The organism is Sphingobacterium sp. xlx-130 (assembly GCF_011007405.1).
In the GTDB taxonomy this organism is placed as follows: domain Bacteria; phylum Bacteroidota; class Bacteroidia; order Sphingobacteriales; family Sphingobacteriaceae; genus Sphingobacterium; species Sphingobacterium luzhongxinii.
In genome coordinates, this window is the sequence record NZ_WFKN01000008.1 from 204695 (window position 1) to 222826 (window position 18132).

General features: G+C 38.6%; 15 protein-coding genes. 10 read left to right on the forward strand and 5 right to left on the reverse strand.

The window, feature by feature from the left end; all coding sequences use genetic code 11:
- Positions 1-16 precede the first annotated feature (16 nt).
- Positions 17-361, reverse strand: coding sequence for a hypothetical protein (locus tag G7B18_RS14755; protein ID WP_164123299.1), 345 nt, complete (start codon positions 359-361; stop codon positions 17-19).
- Positions 362-580: 219 nt separating this feature from the next.
- Between G7B18_RS14755 and G7B18_RS14760 the strand changes: the two genes are divergently transcribed.
- The 3 genes from G7B18_RS14760 to G7B18_RS14770 all read left to right on the forward strand — a co-directional run bounded on the left by G7B18_RS14760 (position 581) and on the right by G7B18_RS14770 (position 3793).
- Positions 581-2128 (forward strand): helicase HerA-like domain-containing protein, encoded by a 1548-nt coding sequence (locus G7B18_RS14760; protein ID WP_164123301.1) that lies wholly within the window; start codon positions 581-583, stop codon positions 2126-2128.
- Between the two features lie 140 nt (positions 2129-2268).
- Entirely contained in the window at positions 2269-3183 is a 915-nt protein-coding gene (locus G7B18_RS14765) for a sugar phosphate nucleotidyltransferase (RefSeq protein ID WP_164123302.1), read from the forward strand.
- A 160-nt stretch (positions 3184-3343) separates the two neighbouring features.
- On the forward strand, positions 3344-3793 hold the full coding sequence (locus tag G7B18_RS14770; RefSeq protein WP_164111200.1) for a hypothetical protein: 450 nt from the start codon (positions 3344-3346) through the stop codon (positions 3791-3793).
- A 460-nt stretch (positions 3794-4253) separates the two neighbouring features.
- On the opposite strand, the gene dnaK is transcribed toward G7B18_RS14770, so the two are convergent.
- The 3 genes from dnaK to G7B18_RS14785 all read right to left on the reverse strand — a co-directional run bounded on the left by dnaK (position 4254) and on the right by G7B18_RS14785 (position 9932).
- Positions 4254-6158 carry a molecular chaperone DnaK gene (dnaK, locus tag G7B18_RS14775; RefSeq protein WP_164111202.1) on the reverse strand — a complete coding sequence of 635 codons (1905 nt, stop codon included), beginning with the start codon at positions 6156-6158 and terminating at the stop codon, positions 4254-4256.
- 143 nt (positions 6159-6301) lie between these two features.
- Positions 6302-7213 (reverse strand): GLPGLI family protein, encoded by a 912-nt coding sequence (locus G7B18_RS14780; protein WP_240452869.1) that lies wholly within the window; start codon positions 7211-7213, stop codon positions 6302-6304.
- Positions 7214-7232: 19 nt separating this feature from the next.
- Positions 7233-9932 (reverse strand): outer membrane beta-barrel protein, encoded by a 2700-nt coding sequence (locus G7B18_RS14785; RefSeq protein ID WP_164111204.1) that lies wholly within the window; start codon positions 9930-9932, stop codon positions 7233-7235.
- A gap of 214 nt (positions 9933-10146) precedes the next feature.
- Here G7B18_RS14785 and G7B18_RS14790 point away from each other — a divergent pair, with 214 nt between their 5' ends.
- The 4 genes from G7B18_RS14790 (at position 10147) to G7B18_RS14805 (ending at position 13186) form a co-directional block, all read left to right on the forward strand.
- The gene (locus G7B18_RS14790; protein WP_164111206.1) at positions 10147-10707 is read left to right on the forward strand and encodes a thioredoxin family protein; all 561 of its coding nucleotides are present in this window, start codon (positions 10147-10149) and stop codon (positions 10705-10707) included.
- A 17-nt stretch (positions 10708-10724) separates the two neighbouring features.
- A complete protein-coding gene (locus G7B18_RS14795) occupies positions 10725-11093 on the forward strand; it encodes an MmcQ/YjbR family DNA-binding protein (RefSeq protein ID WP_164123304.1) in 369 nt (122 codons plus the stop codon).
- A 220-nt stretch (positions 11094-11313) separates the two neighbouring features.
- Entirely contained in the window at positions 11314-12420 is a 1107-nt protein-coding gene (locus G7B18_RS14800; RefSeq protein WP_240452870.1) for a PCMD domain-containing protein, read from the forward strand.
- 40 nt (positions 12421-12460) lie between these two features.
- Positions 12461-13186, forward strand: a complete 726-nt coding sequence (locus tag G7B18_RS14805; protein ID WP_240452871.1) for a porin family protein — start codon at positions 12461-12463, stop codon at positions 13184-13186.
- Between the two features lie 70 nt (positions 13187-13256).
- On the opposite strand, the gene G7B18_RS14810 is transcribed toward G7B18_RS14805, so the two are convergent.
- Positions 13257-14219 carry an isopenicillin N synthase family dioxygenase gene (locus G7B18_RS14810; protein ID WP_164111214.1) on the reverse strand — a complete coding sequence of 321 codons (963 nt, stop codon included), beginning with the start codon at positions 14217-14219 and terminating at the stop codon, positions 13257-13259.
- 315 nt (positions 14220-14534) lie between these two features.
- Here G7B18_RS14810 and G7B18_RS14815 point away from each other — a divergent pair, with 315 nt between their 5' ends.
- From G7B18_RS14815 to G7B18_RS14825, 3 genes are all read left to right on the forward strand, one after another.
- The gene (locus G7B18_RS14815; protein WP_164123307.1) at positions 14535-14990 is read left to right on the forward strand and encodes a MarR family winged helix-turn-helix transcriptional regulator; all 456 of its coding nucleotides are present in this window, start codon (positions 14535-14537) and stop codon (positions 14988-14990) included.
- Between the two features lie 318 nt (positions 14991-15308).
- Complete coding sequence (locus G7B18_RS14820) at positions 15309-17735, forward strand: 3-hydroxyacyl-CoA dehydrogenase/enoyl-CoA hydratase family protein (protein WP_164111218.1); 2427 nt, start codon at positions 15309-15311, stop codon at positions 17733-17735.
- A 33-nt stretch (positions 17736-17768) separates the two neighbouring features.
- Positions 17769-18110 (forward strand): four helix bundle protein, encoded by a 342-nt coding sequence (locus G7B18_RS14825; RefSeq protein ID WP_164111220.1) that lies wholly within the window; start codon positions 17769-17771, stop codon positions 18108-18110.
- Positions 18111-18132: the final 22 nt, after the last annotated feature.

Consider the following 18132-nt stretch of genomic DNA (forward strand, 5'->3'; position numbering starts at 1 on the left):
TTACTTGGTATTGAATTTAACAGTTAGGAGGCGGCGTTGGAACAGAAGGGTGGTAGCTGCAGATATCTTTTTCATTGCGCAGATAATTGCGCTGTTTCCCATTGTTTTCAATAGAAGGATTGAATGATAGATAATCTATCGCATCAGGTTTGAAGACCTTAACACTATGTTCGTGTAAATCTTCATTATTGCTATTAGATCCTTTTGCAGTGAGTTCGACTTCAAGTTGCATGACAACTTGTAAAATTGTACCCTTGTCTAAAATATCGATAAACATAGGGCTAGCAGAGATCAGCATCTTCGTAAAGAAGACAAAAAAACAAATCTTGGCAGATATTATTCTTTTTGCTTTACTAAACATGTCTATGTTCTCTTTCAATTTCACTTTGACAAAAGTAGAATAAAAATTTGCAAACACATTGTTCCTTGTAATTTTTTTATAAAAAAATTACAAAACTTGTTAATAGTAGCCGTTTTGTTAACATTGTGATAATTACGAAGGTTTTGAAATGTATTTTTATTCAATTTATTGATCGATTATTTATAAATTCGATCGTACAAATTCAAATTTGTTGACAACATGAAACAACAGTTTATAGATAAAGTCGTATCCTCTTATAATCCTAAAGGGGCTTTTATCCAATTAGGATCTGGCATATTAGATGGAGAGATAGTAACCGATGCTAAAGTGAATCTGGCGTTGAAGATGATGAATCGTCATGGCCTGATAGCGGGGGCGACAGGTACAGGTAAGACGCGGACACTGCAATTGATGGCAGAGCAACTTTCTGATGCAGGAGTTCCTGTTTTTATGTTGGATGTAAAAGGGGATCTTTCAGGCTTAGCAGAAGCAGGGAAGACTAACGACGCGTTGGTGGAGCGGGGTGCAGTTGTAGGTATACCTTTTGAGCCGGCAGAGTTTCCTGTAGAATTATTTTCGTTGAGTGGCAAGCTGGGGGCACCAATGCGCGTCACTGTCGAGGATTTTGGTCCAGTACTTTTGTCTCGAATTTTGGATTTAAATGATACACAATCGGGGGTGTTGAGTGCTATTTTTAAATATGCAGAAGATACGCAACTGCCAGTGGTAGACTTTACGGACTTAAAGCGCCTGCTGAGCTATCTCTCTGATGGACCAGGCGCAGATGAAATTAAGGCGGATTATGGGCGTATCAGTACAGCCAGTTCAGGTGCAATATTGCGAAAAATAGTAGCCATAGAGCAACAGGGGGTATCGCATATTTTTGGAGAAAAGGAGTTTGATATTAATGATCTATTTGGTAAAGTCGATGGAAAAGGTGTTATTTCACTTTTGAATATTTCTGATATTCAAGACCAACCCCAACTTTTCTCTACATTTTTATTAAGCTTATTGGCGCAATTGTTTAAGAAATTGCCCGAAGTTGGGGATTTGGATAAACCCAAGTTAGTTTTCTTTTTTGATGAAGCCCATTTGTTGTTTAATGGCGCATCAAAGGCATTCTTAACGCAAATCGAACAAATTGTTCGTTTGATACGCTCAAAGGGCGTTGGGGTGTTCTTTTGTACTCAGGCAGCAACGGATATTCCGGAGAGTGTTTTAGGCCAATTGGGTAATCGCATACAACATGCACTAAGAGCATTTACACCGAATGATGCTGAGAATTTGCGTAAGACGGTAAAGACTTATCCAACTTCGACGTTCTATCAAATAGACAAAGTGTTGACATCCTTAGGTACTGGACAAGCGTTGGTCACGGTACTCAATGATAAAGGAATTCCTACTGAAGTTGTGGCAACTCACTTGGTGCCCGCAAGGGCCGTTATGGGGCCATGTGCAGCAACGCATTACGAGGAGCTCGTCAAGGCGTCGTCCTTTTTTGCAAAATATCAGGAACGGATAGAAAGACGTACGGCTTCTGAGGTATTAGAGGAGAGGTTATTGACCGCCAATCGGGCCAAGGAGGAGGAGCAGGCCCGTCAACAAGCACAGAAGGAGGCTAGTAGGTCCGCCACGACAAGTTCTAGAAGACAAACACCTCTTGAAGCAGCACAGACTCAAGCGAGTCGTACATTGGCGAGAGAGGGAGTTAAGTTGATCGGAAAGTTGGCATCTGGTTTGCTAAATGCCTTCTTTAAAAGGAAGTAATACAATTTCCTTTTAGAGAAAGTTCCAAATGGTTTGGGAGCTACATAAATTCATTTATATGAGACAATTATATTGCACATAAAAGTGAATTTATGTAGGTTTGTGGCAATTTTAAAAAAGCAATTACTATATTACATATTATGGGAAAACCTACTTTGTTAGTTTTAGCAGCTGGTATGGCTAGTCGTTATGGATCGTTGAAACAGGTGGATAGTTTTGGCCCTCATGGTGAGACTATTATCGATTATTCTATATATGACGCTATACACGCTGGATTTGGGAAAGTAATCTTTATTATTCGTAAGGAGTTTGAAGATATCATGCGGGAGAAATTTGATGCTAAGTTTAAAGGGCTGATTGATGTCGATTATGCTTTCCAGGATTTTGATCTGACAAAATTTGGTGTTGATCGAGTTATCGAGCGCACAAAGCCATGGGGTACGGCACACGCCGTGCTTAGTGCAAAAGACCTTATCAATGAGCCTTTTTGTGTAATTAATGCAGACGATTTTTATGGTACGGATGCCTTTGTAAAGATGGCATACTTCCTGAATAAGGAAGTGTCTGATACTCATATGTCGTTGATGGGATTTGAAGTTGGGAATACGATGTCTGATTATGGTTATGTTTCTAGAGGTGTTTGTGAAGTGTCTGCCGACGGAAATATGGACAGCGTCACCGAACGTACAAATATATATTATAAGGCGGATGCTGAAGGAAATAAGAAAATAGTATACGAAGAGGGTGGGGTCGAAACAGAACTTGCTCCTGATACGCGAGTATCTATGAATTTTTGGGGATTTACGCCTAAAGTGTTTGAAGTAGCGTTATCTATGTTTCCTAAATTTGTAGACGAGAATGCCGAGAATCTAAAAGCTGAATTTTTCATTCCATCAGTACCGGATTATATGGTTAGACATGGTATCGCAGACTTTAAGGTAATTCCAACATCGTCCAAATGGTTTGGGGTTACTTATTCAGAAGACAAACCTATTGTGCAGGAGAGTATTTCTAAACTTATAGCTGCGGGGGCTTACCCAGAAAAACTTTTTTAGTAAATAGTAATTTGATTCTTCCCAAAGGGGCTGTCTTTTTGAGGTAGCTCCTTTTTTTATTTGTCTATTGTTGGTATACGGTGTAGTGTTAAATTGTATATCATTTTTTTCTTTTAAATTTCTTATATTTAGGGTAGTATCAGGATTTAAAAATAGGAACATGATGTCATTAAAAGAAACTATTAAGAATCGAATTTTAGAGAATGAGCTAGTGGATTTGGAAGCTTTGAAAGGGATGCATGCAATTTACATGGGGGCGACAGATTTGGATGAAGAATCTTCGTTGGGGTATGAGGACTTCGCTAAGCAGGATGAAAGTAGAGAGTCCGCAAGAAGCTTGGAAGCGCGTATCGCCCGAGCAGAGGATCTTTTGAATGCTTTTTTAAAAGTTGACTTTGGCACTAAATCTAAAGTTGAGCCAGGCGCTTTGGTCGTCACAGATTCGTTGAGCTTTTTGATCGGAATTGCATCAGCAGCATTTGAACATGACGAAAAAAGTTATATAGGTCTGAATACAGATGCTCCTATATACACTGCTTTGGAAGGTGCTAAATCGGGAGACGAGGTTGTTTTTAATCAAAAGAAATATAAAATATTAGATGTTCTCTAGTTATAATTTCAAAAATTTGTTTTTCTCGTTTAACCGTTACTTATCTGGCTTTTTTTGTTGAACTGACTGGTGTGTAGCTTGTTGTGTAACAAACGTTTTAAGATAGCATTGTTTTAAATTATTTACATTTGTGATACAATTATAATCTAGTCAATCATGGATAGATTTAAGTACCTCAATCGGATAGTTTATTACGTCTTAGCTGTATTGACCTTACTTTACATATCGGTCTCACTTGACTAGTTTTTCTTTGATTGACGGGGTATGGAGCTTATTTCCATAGTCGAATCTACTATTGAAATTCAGTATGAAGATTCTATATTGCATTTAGAGACTTCTATCAGTTGTTTGAGGACTGATTCTACACAATTTTCTATGCATTTGAAATGGAAATTTAGCTTGTTTAATAGAAAAGCCCGAAGTGATCACTTCGGGCTTTTCTATTAAACAAGATGTTGAATTATTTTACTTCTTCAAAATCTACATCTTGCACATCGTCTGCACCGCCTTGGTTTGATCCAGCTTGATTCGCTTGATCACCTTGTGGCTGTCCACTTTGTTGAGATGCTGCATACATCTCTTCAGATGCCGCATTCCATGCATTTTGAAGTTCAGCAGAAGCTGTATCGATATCTGCAAAATTACGTGCTTCGTAAGCTGCTTTTAATTTTCCTAAACCAGCTTCGATAGGGGCTTTTTTCTCTGCTGATATTTTGTCACCATATTCTTTTAGTTGTTTTTCAGTAGAGAAGACTAAAGCGTCCGCAGCGTTGATTTTGTCAGCTTCTTCTTTCAATTTTTTATCCGCTTCTGCATTAGCTTCTGCTTCTTGTTTCATCTTTTGGATTTCTTCGTCCGAAAGACCTGAAGATGCTTCTATACGAATATTTTGCTCTTTTCCTGTAGCTTTATCCTTAGCGGATACTTTGATGATACCATTTGCATCGATGTCAAATATAACTTCGATTTGAGGGATACCACGAGGAGCAGCAGGGATGTCAGCTAGTTGGAAACGTCCTAATGTACGGTTTTGCGATGCCATAGGGCGTTCACCTTGTAATACGTGGATTTCTACAGAAGGCTGGTTATCAGATGCTGTAGAGAATACTTCAGATTTCTTCGTAGGAATAGTTGTATTCGCTTCGATCAATTTCGTCATTACCCCACCCATTGTCTCGATACCTAGAGATAGTGGTGTTACGTCCAATAATAAAACGTCTTTTACTTCACCTGTCAATACACCACCTTGAATTGCAGCACCTAAAGCTACTACTTCGTCAGGGTTTACACCTTTAGAAGGTTCTTTTCCAAAGAAGTCTTTAACAGCATCAACAATTGCAGGGATACGAGTAGAACCACCTACTAGGATTATTTCGTCAATGTCGGATGTGTTGAACCCAGCATTTTTTAATGCAGTACGACAAGGCTCTATAGTACGTTTTACTAAGTCTGCTACTAAACTTTCAAATTTAGCACGTGATAACGTACGTACTAAGTGTTTAGGGCCAGTTGCATCAGCAGTAATGTATGGTAAGTTGATTTCTGTAGAAGTAGTGCTCGAAAGCTCAATCTTAGCTTTTTCTGCTGCTTCTTTCAAACGTTGTAAAGCCATAGCATCTTTTTTCAAGTCGAAGCCATTGTTTTCCGCTTTAAACTCGTCGTTCAACCAGTTGATGATTGCATTATCAAAGTCATCTCCACCTAAGTGAGTGTCACCATCTGTAGATTTTACTTCGAATACACCATCTCCTAGCTCAAGGACAGAAACGTCGTGTGTACCACCACCACAGTCGAATACGATAATTTTCATATCTTTATTCGCTTTGTCTAGACCGTAAGCTAAAGCTGCAGCCGTAGGTTCGTTAATGATACGTTCTACTTTTAAGCCTGCGATTTCACCGGCCTCTTTTGTAGCTTGACGCTGTGCATCATTAAAATAAGCAGGAACAGTAATAACTGCGCGGCTTACTTCTTGACCTAAATAATCCTCGGCTGTTTTCTTCATCTTTTGAAGAATCATAGCGGAGATTTCTTGAGGCGTGTATTTACGGTCATCTATCTCTACACGTGGCGTGTTGTTATCTCCCTTTACAACTTTGTAAGGTACGTGAGCTAGCTCTTTAGAAGCTTCATCAAAAGAAGTTCCCATAAAGCGTTTGATAGAATAAATAGTTTTATGTGGGTTTGTGATAGCTTGACGTTTCGCAGGATCTCCTACTTTGCGTTCTCCTCCATCTACAAATGCTACAATAGAAGGCGTAGTGCGTTTACCTTCATTATTTGCAATGATTACGGGCTCATTACCTTCCATTACGGCAACACATGAGTTCGTAGTTCCTAAGTCGATTCCTATAATTTTAGACATATCTTATGTAATTGTTTTACGAATTATTGTTTTTTCTATGTTATACAACAACCCTTATGCCAACAAAATGTTTGCCTAAAAAAAAGAAAAAACTGCATCAAATTGTCTGTAATATGACACAGTACTGTGACAAAATGTCTTTTTTAATAGATTAATTGTTCTAAAATATTCTTTTTTGCCGAACCACTGTCACGTCCTCGTTGAAAGAATCTGCCAACAGCATTGGAGAATTCATCTAACGTCATAGACTTAGATTTTTTATCCTTCCAGTCTGTGGGGATAAGTTCATTGTGATAAGAAACATCTGTCGCCCAGTACTGGATGTGCATTTCAGGTATAGCGAGTCCAAGGATCATACCTGGAAGACCATGACTTAAGGCGGGACCTCCGGATACAGGAATCTGGTCGGTATAGAAGGCAACGAGGTATAACGAGTCTGGTGTAGCACCATTCACTCTGCGACATTCAAAACCCGCAATATTTCGATATTCATCTGTGAAGCGCCAGGTTACTTCGGAAAGCGAATCTTTTAGGATATACTTGTCATCTAGTTCAATCTGTACCTCTGCAGTGTTTGACTTTAAGTTTTGATATAGGACTTTGGCGCTATTTCGCCGGGATGCGCCTGCTCCACGCATTACGACGGCTCCGCCACCACCCTGAGCGCTGATTGTCCCCATAGCACCGCCTCTGTTTCCTCTACCTCCTCCAACATTGGCACGTTGCCCCCGGCCGCTATTTTTAGCCTCTTCTTCTTCGATAGGGGCTAAAAGACTACCGTTTTCATCAAATTGCATAGTCATTTTCTCGGTTCTAGAATCAGGCATGTTGTTTATATCTCCGCCCCAAAAGTGCATCCCACCCATACGCCCAGGAGCAGCCTGTTCAAATTTTTTCATCATCTCACGTGTTTGGGCACGTGTATAAGTTACTTTATCGAAGGATATCGTTCCTCTCGTTCCAAAATAGGCATATTGTGCATGAGCTACGGTGCTAATTAGTAGTATGCTTGTCAGTATTAATAACTGACTTATATTTGATTCGTTTTTCTTCATGTTCGTTGGTGTTTTACAATTAACCTTCACTTTTTTTGCCCAAATTTTTATTAAAATCCCATTTTAAGCCCAATAGTATGTAACGAGTCAACATCTGTTGGCTTGATTGACTAAAGCTAGACTCCGAAGAAGATCTATTGACGTTGTTGAAAGTGTTGAAAATATCGTATCCTTTGATACTTGCAACCAGACTTTCATTTTTTAGTAATTTTTTACTGATTTCGGCATTGACATAAAACTGGTGTAGACTCTTGTTGTAAAACTTCGTTGGTCCGTCTAATGAATAGTTAATGTTGCTGCTAATATTAAACTTTTTGGGAAGGAAATACTTGAAAAAACCAGAGGCACTGGTGTTGAAGCTGGTATAATTAAATTCCTTTTGTAGACTGTTTCGTTGGTTGTCTGCACTGATTCTCCAATTGAAGTCGTAGTCTAGACCCTTGGAATCTTGTTCATTGATGCCGATTCCAGTAAATAAGCTGGTCATTTGTTCATTGTTCAGTTCATATTGTTGGTTCTTTATGTCGTCGCCATATTTTATAAAGCTGAAACCATTGTTGTAGTTCAGTCCACCAAAGATGTTAAGCTGTGCTTTCCTATCAAATATAGGCTTATTGAAATTACTGTTCATTCCTGCGCGCCAGCTCGATTTTCCGATCACATTAATATAAGAGCTAGTCGTTACTCCCGTAGCTGTGTCTATTATTCGTTGGTTTACAATTGGATCTGTAGTAAATGATACGTCGGCATTCATGTTCCAACTCGTTCCTTTTAACAAGCTCATCGTATGGTAGTTTAACCTGAAGGAATTGTTATTTGATCGCTTCAAGTCCGGATTACCCTTTTGGATAAATAGTGGATTTGTTTGTGGTTGTAGCTCTTGTAACTGTCCGAATGAAGGGATATTGAAATTGTTTTGATAAGATACCCCTACGTTTTTTCTGTTTGAAACCCTGTAATTTAGGTTCATGTTAATATCATTGTCCCAAAAGGTGCGATCCAGGTCAATATTTCTATAAACGTCTGTCAAGGACTGATCTCTAAAACTTGTACGGTTAGAAAGATTCACTGAGATTTTTTCTGTGAAATAATTGATGTTAACCACCATTCCATGGCTGGTATTCCCTGTTTTTTGATCCTGAGAATATTCAGGGTTCAGAACAGGAGTATCGTTATTTCTCTGATTAAAAGCTTTCAGCAAGGTGTTATTTGTGGAATTGCTGATATTGTAACCCAAGGAGTAATTTATTAAATTGGAGATACGATCTGAATATTGAATCTGTCCCGAAATATTGTTGCCATAGCTATTGTTAATCCTATTTTGGTTGATATAAGTAGTATCATCCTTCAGGTAATATATAGCGGTTTGGTCGACGATGCTTTCCGAATAGTTTTTGTTATAGCTGTTGTTAAAATGTAAGTTTATTGAACTTCCTCTTTTGTTCAGACGTTTCCTATAATTGATCCGCAAATCGTTTGACCGAGTTTGTCCATTTGTATTGGTTGTGTCCCCGATCCTGCTAAATGGATTTCCGTTTTGGGTGGTGTAGTTTTGGGATTCACTACTGCTGTAGTTGTTAGCGAAGTTAGCGCCTAGATTAATTTCCATATTAGACGTAGAGTCAATTTTATATCGAATCTCAGATCGTACTCCATGAGCATCGGAAGAATTTGCGGTCTTAGATCTACTTTCCGATACCTGAATTACATCGCCGGACAATAGCTGTTTGTTGAAAGATTCTCTTTCATTGTTGTTGCTATTTGTGTTAAAATTATAACTGCCATTGAAGTTGACTTTCTTTTGAAAGAACTGATTTTCATAATTAGCCCCAACTGAAGTACTGAGGGGATTACCCGTGATTTGGCTATTCATCCGAAGTCCGCCCTCACGCCCCATACCGCCGCCCATGTTGTTGGTGTTTGCGGTGATACCGATTCGTTCGGTTCGATTGAATTTGGCGGCGAACAAACTTCCTGTATAAAGATCTTTGCTGCCAGCTAGAACCTCCATGTTACCAAATATTCCTTTGCGGGCTTCTTCTTTAAGTACGGCATTCACTGTGACCTCACGCACACCATCGTCAATTCCTGTAAGTTCGGCCTCTTTTGATTTTTTTTCGTATACCTGTACCTTATCTACGGCATCTGCACGGATGTTTCGAATAGCAATCTTTGGATCATAGCCAAAAAACTCTTCGCCATCGATAAGTACTTTTGATACCGATTTACCATTTGCGGTTATTTTACCATCCCCAGATACCGAAAGTCCGGGTAGGCGACGCAGTAAATCTTCTAGTTTCGCATTTTTTTCAGTCTCGAAGCTTCCTGCATCATACTCTAAGGTATCTCCCTTAATTCGTATGGGCAGACGTTGTTGGATGACTACCTCTTCAATAAGATTTTCCTGTGAGCTTAAAGCTATAGGAGGTAGATTGGAGATTTGATTGTCTAATTTGATTTTTCTGGAAACCAACTCAAATTTAGGGTAGGACACGATAAATATGTATGTGGAGTCTGCTAATGTCTTAAACAAGAATTTACCATCTTCATCTGCTCGAGTGAAGTGTCTCATAATGGAATCTTGGTCGAGGAGGACGATGGAAGCATTTGTTAGCGGTTTGTTGTCTGATTTATCGATAATTTTACCTGATAAGGTATGTTGACCATAAACTATGTTTGTGGTGGTTAGGATAAATAGACTTAATAGAATTCTTTTCATTTAATTGGCTTGAATACTGCTCAAAGATAGATCGAACAATTATTAAATAATGTTAAATGTAATGCAACATTTTGATGACTGTTTTGTTGGTGGATTATGCGTATTTTTGTCATTCATAAAAAATGTTTTATGAAAATATTTATGTAATACGACTACTAGGTCGAAATAATACTACTGAAAGCAAGTAAGGTAATTAATTATAAAAAATGTATTTATGAAATTTGAAACGTATTTGATTTATTTTGAGCAAGTTTTAGCCAATCCGTCTGCCTATCCAACTTATACCGATCCAGAATACTTTAATTATACAAAACTTAATTGGTCTCGGACGAATCGTTGGCTAAAACGGTTTAAGGCCGAAGAAGAGACGAAGGCCTTTTTTGGGGGGGTGAGTGAGAAGCAAACTTGGGTTTTAATTACTGAGCCTTGGTGCGGGGATGCGGCACATTCCGTACCTCAGATTTATGAATTAGTTAAAGATAATCCAAATATCGTTTTAGATATACAATTAAGAGACGCTGAGCCGTTTTTGATTGATCAATATCTTACAGACGGAGGAAAATCTATTCCAAAATTAATTATTCGCAATGAATCCGGTGTAGACATCGCGACTTGGGGACCTCGTCCTGCTGTATTGCAGGAGCTTTTTGTTAAAATGAAAGAAGAGGAAAGGCCGTTTGAGGAAATAAAGGAGTATTTCCAAAAGTGGTATAATGAAGACAAAGGAATTGAACTCCAAAAAGAGTTGATTGAATTGTTGACGGTTCAGGCGTAAGTTCTAACGTTTCTATTATGAATATCGAAGAATTACGCGAGTATTGTATAAGCCAAAAATCTGTTTCAGAAGAATTACCTTTTGGCCCAGATACGTTGGTATTCAAGGTTGCGGGTAAAGTGTTTTTATTGGTAGGACTGGATCAGGTCGACCAGTTGTGTTTTAATGTAAAATGTGATCCCCAATATGCGGTCGAACTTCGTGAAAAATATGAACAAACCGTCCTGCCTGGATATCATATGAATAAGAAGCACTGGAATACGGTTTTTGCAAATAGGGAGTTGTCTGATGACACCCTATTTGAATTGATAGATCACAGTTATCAGCTCGTATTCCAGAGTTTGCCAAAAAAAATAAAAGAGGAGATTGATCCCGCTGCAATTTAGCCGGGTTTCCTATCTAGAGAATGTAAAGTTTTTACACCATAAAGACTGTGTTTGTACTTGCGGGTATAAAATTATTATAACTTTGCGCCACTTCAACCTCTGAGGAATGGAGTGTTTAGATTTTAAAAGTATAATTTTTATGCAATACCGTAATTTATTTTTGTTGTTTTCGGGGATAACTCTCTTTTTTTTATCTTGTATAAAGGATGAGGCCTTAAATATGGAAGCTGATATAGTTTCAGTTCATACTAATGAAGATGTCTTTTTGCTAGATCCAATTATTTCAAATACTAGTGTTACATTATATCTGAAGCCTGATCATGAGAATATAAATAATCTGAAGATAGATTTTAAACTGACGCCAGGCGCCAGTATCGCATTGTCTAAGGAGGATTTTGAAATGCCTGATGGTCAAACAGATACAAACAGGGTGATTGTAGATAATATGCAAACAGATGGGGTTTTTTACAAAGTGACGGCTCAAGATGGACAACATATCAAGAAGTATCTAGTTAAAATTGTAAATACTAATGGAGGATTTGTACCTACTGACTATGGGTTTGAAGAATTTGAGATAGAGAAAATAAATAAATATACTGTTTTTTATAATCTTATTGATGGACATAAGTTTTATAATTGGGCCTCCGGAAACCCGAGCTTTTCATTAACATTGATGATTAGCGGTGGCGATTACGAGCCTAATAAATACCCTACTAAGACGACCGATGAATCCTCTTCTGGGAAAAAGGGGCTCTTGCTAGAGACAATGAGTACAGGGAGTTTTGGGCTGATGTTTAAGAAGCCGATTGCAGCAGGTAATTTATTTATTGGCAGTTTTGATTCCGGTCCTGTCCTTACAGATCCTTTGTCGGCAACACAATTTGGTTTACCTTTTAGTCAGGTCCCAATTGCTTTAGAAGGAAGTTATAAATATAAAGCAGGCTCAACAGTAACAGATAAAGATATGAAGGTCCTAGATCAGAATGACGAATGTGACATTTATGCGGTATTCTATAACAGAAAGAAATTGATGGACGCTGAGAAAGATCCCTTAAAGAAAAAGTCTTACTTGACTGGACATAATGTTTTTACAGATCCTAGTGTTGTTGCTATAGCACGTCTCGAAAACGGAAATACTACCCAAGGTGAAGAGTTTGTGAAATTTAATTTGCCATTTATATACAAACAACCGGTGTTAGACACAGAAGTGGCAGGATTGGACTATAATATTGTTATTGTTATGACTTCCAGTAAATATGGCGACAAATTTGTCGGAGCTGTAGGAAGTCTGTTAACTGTTGACGACTTAAAAATTATAACGAAATAATAAGATGCGAGTATATAAATGTGTGATAGTTGCGATAACTATGTTTTTTTTAGTCACGACGGTAAAGGGGCAAAAAGGTAATTTTGATAGCGATAAATTAGATTTGACATTTTCTGTTGGGGGTAAAATTGGAGGAGCAACTCCTTTATCTTTACCTCGAGAAATTAGAAAAATTAATAGTTATGCGCCCAATGTTCCTTTTTTTATTGGGGCTAAAGGAACTTATCAGGTGAATTCTAAATGGGGTGTTGTTTTAGGTTTGACATTTGAAGGTAAAGGAATGGATGCTGAAGCTACCGTAAAAGCATATAAAACGACCTTTAGTGCTACCAATAATTCGAACGAGGAATTGAGAGGGTATTATACAGGAGAAATTACAACCAAAGTTCACAACTTATATCTATCAATTCCAATCCAAGCAACATATCAATTGTCTGAAAAATGGAATATACAAGCAGGCCCTTATGTCGCGTTTGCCATCCGAAAGAAGTTCTATGGGGAGGCGTTTGATGGATATTTAAGACGTGAAATACCCACCGGAGATAAGATAATTATTGATAAGGCTGATTATGACTTTTCCAAAAGTGTTCGTGCTGTCGATGTAGGGATGAGCTTAGGTGGGCAATATGCTTTTACCCCAAAATGTTTTGCTTTGGTCCAATTGGATTATGGTATTAACACTATCATGAAAACCGGATTTGAGAGTATCAGTTTTGGTATGCACAATATTTTTATGAATGTAGGAGTCGGTTATAGATTGAAATAGGTTTTATATTAACTATCAAAAGCGGTCTGTTAATTTTCTTAACAGACCGCTTTTGATATAAAACAATAAATTACATTTTTAAACCGATCTCTCTAAGGCGTTCGTCCAGGTACTGTCCAGCCGTGTAATCTTCATATACTTTCGGATGTTCTTTATCAATGCATGAGTCTAGGCTAGCTAAGCTCATTTGAGATTTCGGATGGAGAAAGAAAGGAACCGAATAGCGCGAAGTCTTCATCAATTCTATAGGAGGGTTGACCACGCGATGGGTTGTAGATTTAAGTTTATTATTTGTCAATCTTTGCAACATATCACCTACATTGACAACGATATCTTCTCCTTTAGCTTTAATAGGGAACCAGTTGCCATCTTTTGTTAAAACTTCCAATCCATCAGCAGAAGCGCCTATAAGTAACGTGATTAAGTTAATGTCTTCGTGTGCGCCAGCCCGCACAGCATCAGGTGATAAGCTCTCCGGATTGTTGATCGGAAAATAATGAATAGCTCTTAATATTGAGTTTCCATTAATAACGTGTTGTTCAAAGTAATTTTCATCCAGTTCCAAATAGGTTGCTATTGCTTTCAGTAGATTACGACCAGTATTCTCCAATTTTTGATAAATTTCTCCAGTAACAGTGTCGAAACGAGGAAGTTCCTGCACTGTTGGATTATCTGGAAAATCTATTTTAGAGTAATCCTCTCCAATGATAGTCTGTCCACGCTGCCAAAACTCCTTCAGATCGGGGGTTTTGGAGTCTTTTGCTTTTTCCTTTCCTTTTGTGGTATACCCACGTTGCCCTGCAAGTTCGGGAAATTCATATTTGTCTTTGGTCTCTTGCGGCAATTCAAAAAAGGCCTTTACCGTTTCATACAACTCGGATATTAATTCATCGCTCAATCCATGATTTGCGATAGTAACAAATCCAGTCTCATTGAATGCCTTACCAATATCCTTTACAAACTGTTTACGTTGTTCGGTGCTGCCATCTGTGTAGTGGAGTAGATTCAGTCGAGGTATGTTTACTAATGCCATATTGATGTGTTATTAAAACTGATACAAACCTAAATAAAACTTTCAGGATTCCATTCAACCACCCACAAAAATGAAAGCTCTTTATGAGCTTTTAGAATGGTAGTTTTTGAGAAAATAGATTGTGATTGCGGAGGCATAATGGGGACAAGGTGGCTTTGCGTACCGAATAGCAGATTGTTTGTTGTTGATTGTCCGTATTTTAGTTTTTGAAGAGGTGGCGAAGAGAAAATTTGTATAAGTATTTGGATTATACAACTTAATCTGTTAAATTTGATATGCTTGCATAATAAACTATAGTAGTAAGCATGATCAACAATGAGCCAAAATAATACAATTGACTATTTTTTAAAAGCAGCTTGGCAGACTGTTGCGAACAAATATAATAATATTGCTTCGCAACACGGGTTTACGCAGGCTGCTGGATATATTTTAATTAATATCCATAAGGACGGCACGGCTGTCTCGCAGATTGCAAATTCGACAGGAGTAAAAACTACTTCGTTGTCTCGGGTGTTAAATAACTTAGAGGCTCTTGGTTTTATCTATAGAGAGGCTAGTACAACAGATAAGCGGTCTGTCAAAGTTTATTTGACAGCGTTGGGGGTACAGAAGCGTAGGGTTGCAAAGAATGTGGTGCGTGGTTTTAATGAGTATTTAGAATCACAGCTTTCTGAAAAGGAACGTCTACAGTTGATTAAAATGTTGGCTAAGGTAAATGATCTGGCAAACGATTACGAGCCGGAGTCTATCGCGCTGATGGAGACAGAATAGGATATACGCTCTTGTGTTTCAGGGGGGTATACTTTAATTATATGATTACAGAAGGAAAAAAGTATTTACAGATGAAATATCCATGTAGTAAAGGCTGAACAAATATCGATGAAAATAATTACTTCGTTAGCTCGTTACACTCGGTTTGGATATTTCACATGGCGATTAAAAGATAAATTATTCACATATGAAATATTCATCCAGCAGAAAGACACAAACACGGATGACTGCGAAGCAGAATGCTATCCAATTACAACAATCCGTGCATAATATACTCTGGATATTCCATATGACAGATAAAAAACAGATTATACACATATGAATAGAAATATTAAAAAGGTAGCCGTATTAGGCTCAGGCGTGATGGGTTCTCGTATCGCTTGTCACTTTGCCAATATTGGTGTGGAGGTACTGCTGTTGGACATTGTACCCAAAGAACTACTTCGTGGGGAGGAGTTAAAAGGGTTGACGCTTGATCATCATGCCGTACGCAATCGTATTGTAAACACTTCGCTCGAAACGGCGATTAAGTCTAATCCTGCTCCTCTGTTTAGTAAATCTTTTGCTAAACGAATAAGTACGGGGAATTTTGATGACGATATGGGCAAGGTTGCTCAGGCCGACTGGATTATAGAAGTTGTGGTAGAACGGTTGGATATAAAGAAATCTGTTTTCGAAAAGATAGAACAGTTTCGCAAGCCAGGAACGTTAATCACCTCAAATACGTCTGGAATTCCTATTCATCTAATGACCGAAGGTCGTTCGGAAGATTTTATTGCCCACTTTTGTGGTACACACTTTTTCAATCCTCCTCGGTACCTGCAACTATTAGAGATCATTCCTACGGCACGGACAAACGAAGAAGTTGTCGATTTCTTGGTAGGATATGGTGATAAGATGTTGGGCAAGACAGTGGTGTTGTGTAAAGATACTCCGGCTTTCATTGGTAATCGAATAGGTGTATATTCCATGTTGGCACTGACTCACCTTGTCGACCAGATGGGATTAACAGTTGAAGAGGTGGATAAATATACGGGTCCGGCCATGGGTCACCCTAAATCAGCAACATTCCGTACCGCCGATGTTGTCGGGTTAGATACCTTGGTCAATGTTGCCAACGGATTGGATCAAAATGCTCCTGATGATGAGGCTAAGGGAGTTTTTGCTCTACCTGGGTTCATCACGCAGATGGTTGCTAATAAGTGGTTGGGAGAGAAGACAAAAAAAGGCTTCTATGAAAAAGTCAAAGGTGCTGACGGAAATTCTGAGATATTATCGTTAAACCTTAAGACATTAGAATATGGTCCCCAATCAAAGGTGAAGTCGGCGACGTTGGAAGCAACTAAGCAGGTGGAAGATATTCGTAAGCGGATGAAAGTATATGAGCAGGGGACTGATAAGGCTGGAGAATTGTTCCGTGCGATGCATTATCCTTTATTCGAGTATGTCTCGAATAGAGTGCCAGAAATCACGGATGATTTTTTCCGTATAGATGATGCGATGCGAGCAGGGTTTGGTTGGGAAATCGGTCCGTTTGAAGTTTGGGATGCCTTAGGAGTGCGAGAGACATTAGAAAAGATTAAAATGGAAGAGAGGCGGCTCCCCGGACAGCGTGGTGAGGTAGCGCGGTGGGTACATGATATGTTGGCTGCAGGATGTGAATCATTTTATAAAGTAGAAAATGGTGTTCGGCAGTATTATGACATACGTTCGAAATCTTACAAAGCAATACCGGGTACTGAAGAATTAATTGTATTAGATCACATTCGTAGCACAAACACACTCTGGAAAAATTCAGGGGTGTCAATTATAGATCTTGGTGATGGTATTATCAATTGTGAATTTCATACGAAGATGAATACGATCGGTGGCGATGTCATCCAGGGCATCAATAAAGCTATTGACATCGCTGAAAAGGACTATCGCGGTTTAGTTATTTCCAATGATGGGAAAAATTTCTCTGCTGGAGCGAATATCGGTATGATTTTCATGATGGCTGTAGAGCAGGATTACGATGAGTTAAATATGGCGGTGCGTATGTTTCAGAATACATCTATGCGTATCCGCTATTCTACAATCCCCGTAGTACTAGCTCCTTTCCAGTTAACGTTGGGTGGTGGCTGTGAGTTTTCCATGCATGCTGATTTTGTTCAATTGCATGCGGAGACTTATATGGGGTTGGTGGAGTTTGGCGTAGGAGTTATCCCTGGAGGTGGAGGTTCCAAAGAATTTGCCTTACGCGCTTCAGATGAGTTTAGAGATGATCAAATTACACAAAACATACTGAAAGATAAATTCCTTACCATAGGTCAAGCTAAAGTTTCTACATCAGCCGTAGAAGCCTTTGAATTAGGTTACCTACAGAAAGGTAAGTATGCTATCACCATGAATCGAGCACGTTTATTGGCAGATGCGAAAGCCAAAGCAATAGAACTGGCAGAAGGAGGCTATACACAACCAGCGCCACGAAACGACATCAAGGTGCTAGGCAATCAAGGGTTAGGAATCGTCTATGTAGGAGCTTCGTCTATGCGAGCAGGAAATTATATTTCTGACCATGATAAGAAAATCTCTGAAAAATTAGGCTGGGTCATGTGTGGAGGTAATCTTTCTGCCCCTACTGAAGTATCCGAACAATACCTTTTGGACTTAGAGCGAAAGGCTTTCTTAGAGCTATGTGCCGAGCGTAAGACGCTTGAACGGATTCAGTATATGCTGACAAAAGGGAAGGCGTTACGAAATTAGACGACAAGTATTTAGTGCTTAGTATTTAGATGTATGCTTTTTTACCAATATAAGGAATTGAAACTATGGCAAAAGGCAATTGAGCTGGTCTCTGATATTTATCGGATTACAGGTTTTTTGTCTGATAAAGAGCGATTCGGTTTAATAAGCCAAATTAATCGTGCAGCTATTTCAATTTCTTCAAATATAGCGGAAGGATCAGGAAGGAACTCTAATAAGGAGTTTGTTCACTTTCTTGCCATAGCGTATGCATCTACATACGAAGTCGAAACACAATTAATCATATCAAGGAACTTGGGTTATTTATTAGATGGTGATTTGAAAGAAGTTATAGAAAAAATTATCGAATTACAGAAGATGAATTACGTTTTTTAGCAAAAATTGAAATCTAAATACT

Bases quoted from the DNA above. Each gene is read 5' to 3' on its own strand.
- G7B18_RS14755 (WP_164123299.1), bottom strand. From the start codon at position 361: ATGTTTAGTAAAGCAAAAAGAATAATATCTGCCAAGATTTGTTTTTTT.
- G7B18_RS14760 (WP_164123301.1), top strand. From the start codon at position 581: ATGAAACAACAGTTTATAGATAAAGTCGTATCCTCTTATAATCCTAAA.
- G7B18_RS14765 (WP_164123302.1), top strand. From the start codon at position 2,269: ATGGGAAAACCTACTTTGTTAGTTTTAGCAGCTGGTATGGCTAGTCGT.
- G7B18_RS14770 (WP_164111200.1), top strand. From the start codon at position 3,344: ATGATGTCATTAAAAGAAACTATTAAGAATCGAATTTTAGAGAATGAG.
- dnaK (WP_164111202.1), bottom strand. From the start codon at position 6,158: ATGTCTAAAATTATAGGAATCGACTTAGGAACTACGAACTCATGTGTT.
- G7B18_RS14780 (WP_240452869.1), bottom strand. From the start codon at position 7,213: ATGAAGAAAAACGAATCAAATATAAGTCAGTTATTAATACTGACAAGC.
- G7B18_RS14785 (WP_164111204.1), bottom strand. From the start codon at position 9,932: ATGAAAAGAATTCTATTAAGTCTATTTATCCTAACCACCACAAACATA.
- G7B18_RS14790 (WP_164111206.1), top strand. From the start codon at position 10,147: ATGAAATTTGAAACGTATTTGATTTATTTTGAGCAAGTTTTAGCCAAT.
- G7B18_RS14795 (WP_164123304.1), top strand. From the start codon at position 10,725: ATGAATATCGAAGAATTACGCGAGTATTGTATAAGCCAAAAATCTGTT.
- G7B18_RS14800 (WP_240452870.1), top strand. From the start codon at position 11,314: ATGGAAGCTGATATAGTTTCAGTTCATACTAATGAAGATGTCTTTTTG.
- G7B18_RS14805 (WP_240452871.1), top strand. From the start codon at position 12,461: ATGTTTTTTTTAGTCACGACGGTAAAGGGGCAAAAAGGTAATTTTGAT.
- G7B18_RS14810 (WP_164111214.1), bottom strand. From the start codon at position 14,219: ATGGCATTAGTAAACATACCTCGACTGAATCTACTCCACTACACAGAT.
- G7B18_RS14815 (WP_164123307.1), top strand. From the start codon at position 14,535: ATGAGCCAAAATAATACAATTGACTATTTTTTAAAAGCAGCTTGGCAG.
- G7B18_RS14820 (WP_164111218.1), top strand. From the start codon at position 15,309: ATGAATAGAAATATTAAAAAGGTAGCCGTATTAGGCTCAGGCGTGATG.
- G7B18_RS14825 (WP_164111220.1), top strand. From the start codon at position 17,769: ATGCTTTTTTACCAATATAAGGAATTGAAACTATGGCAAAAGGCAATT.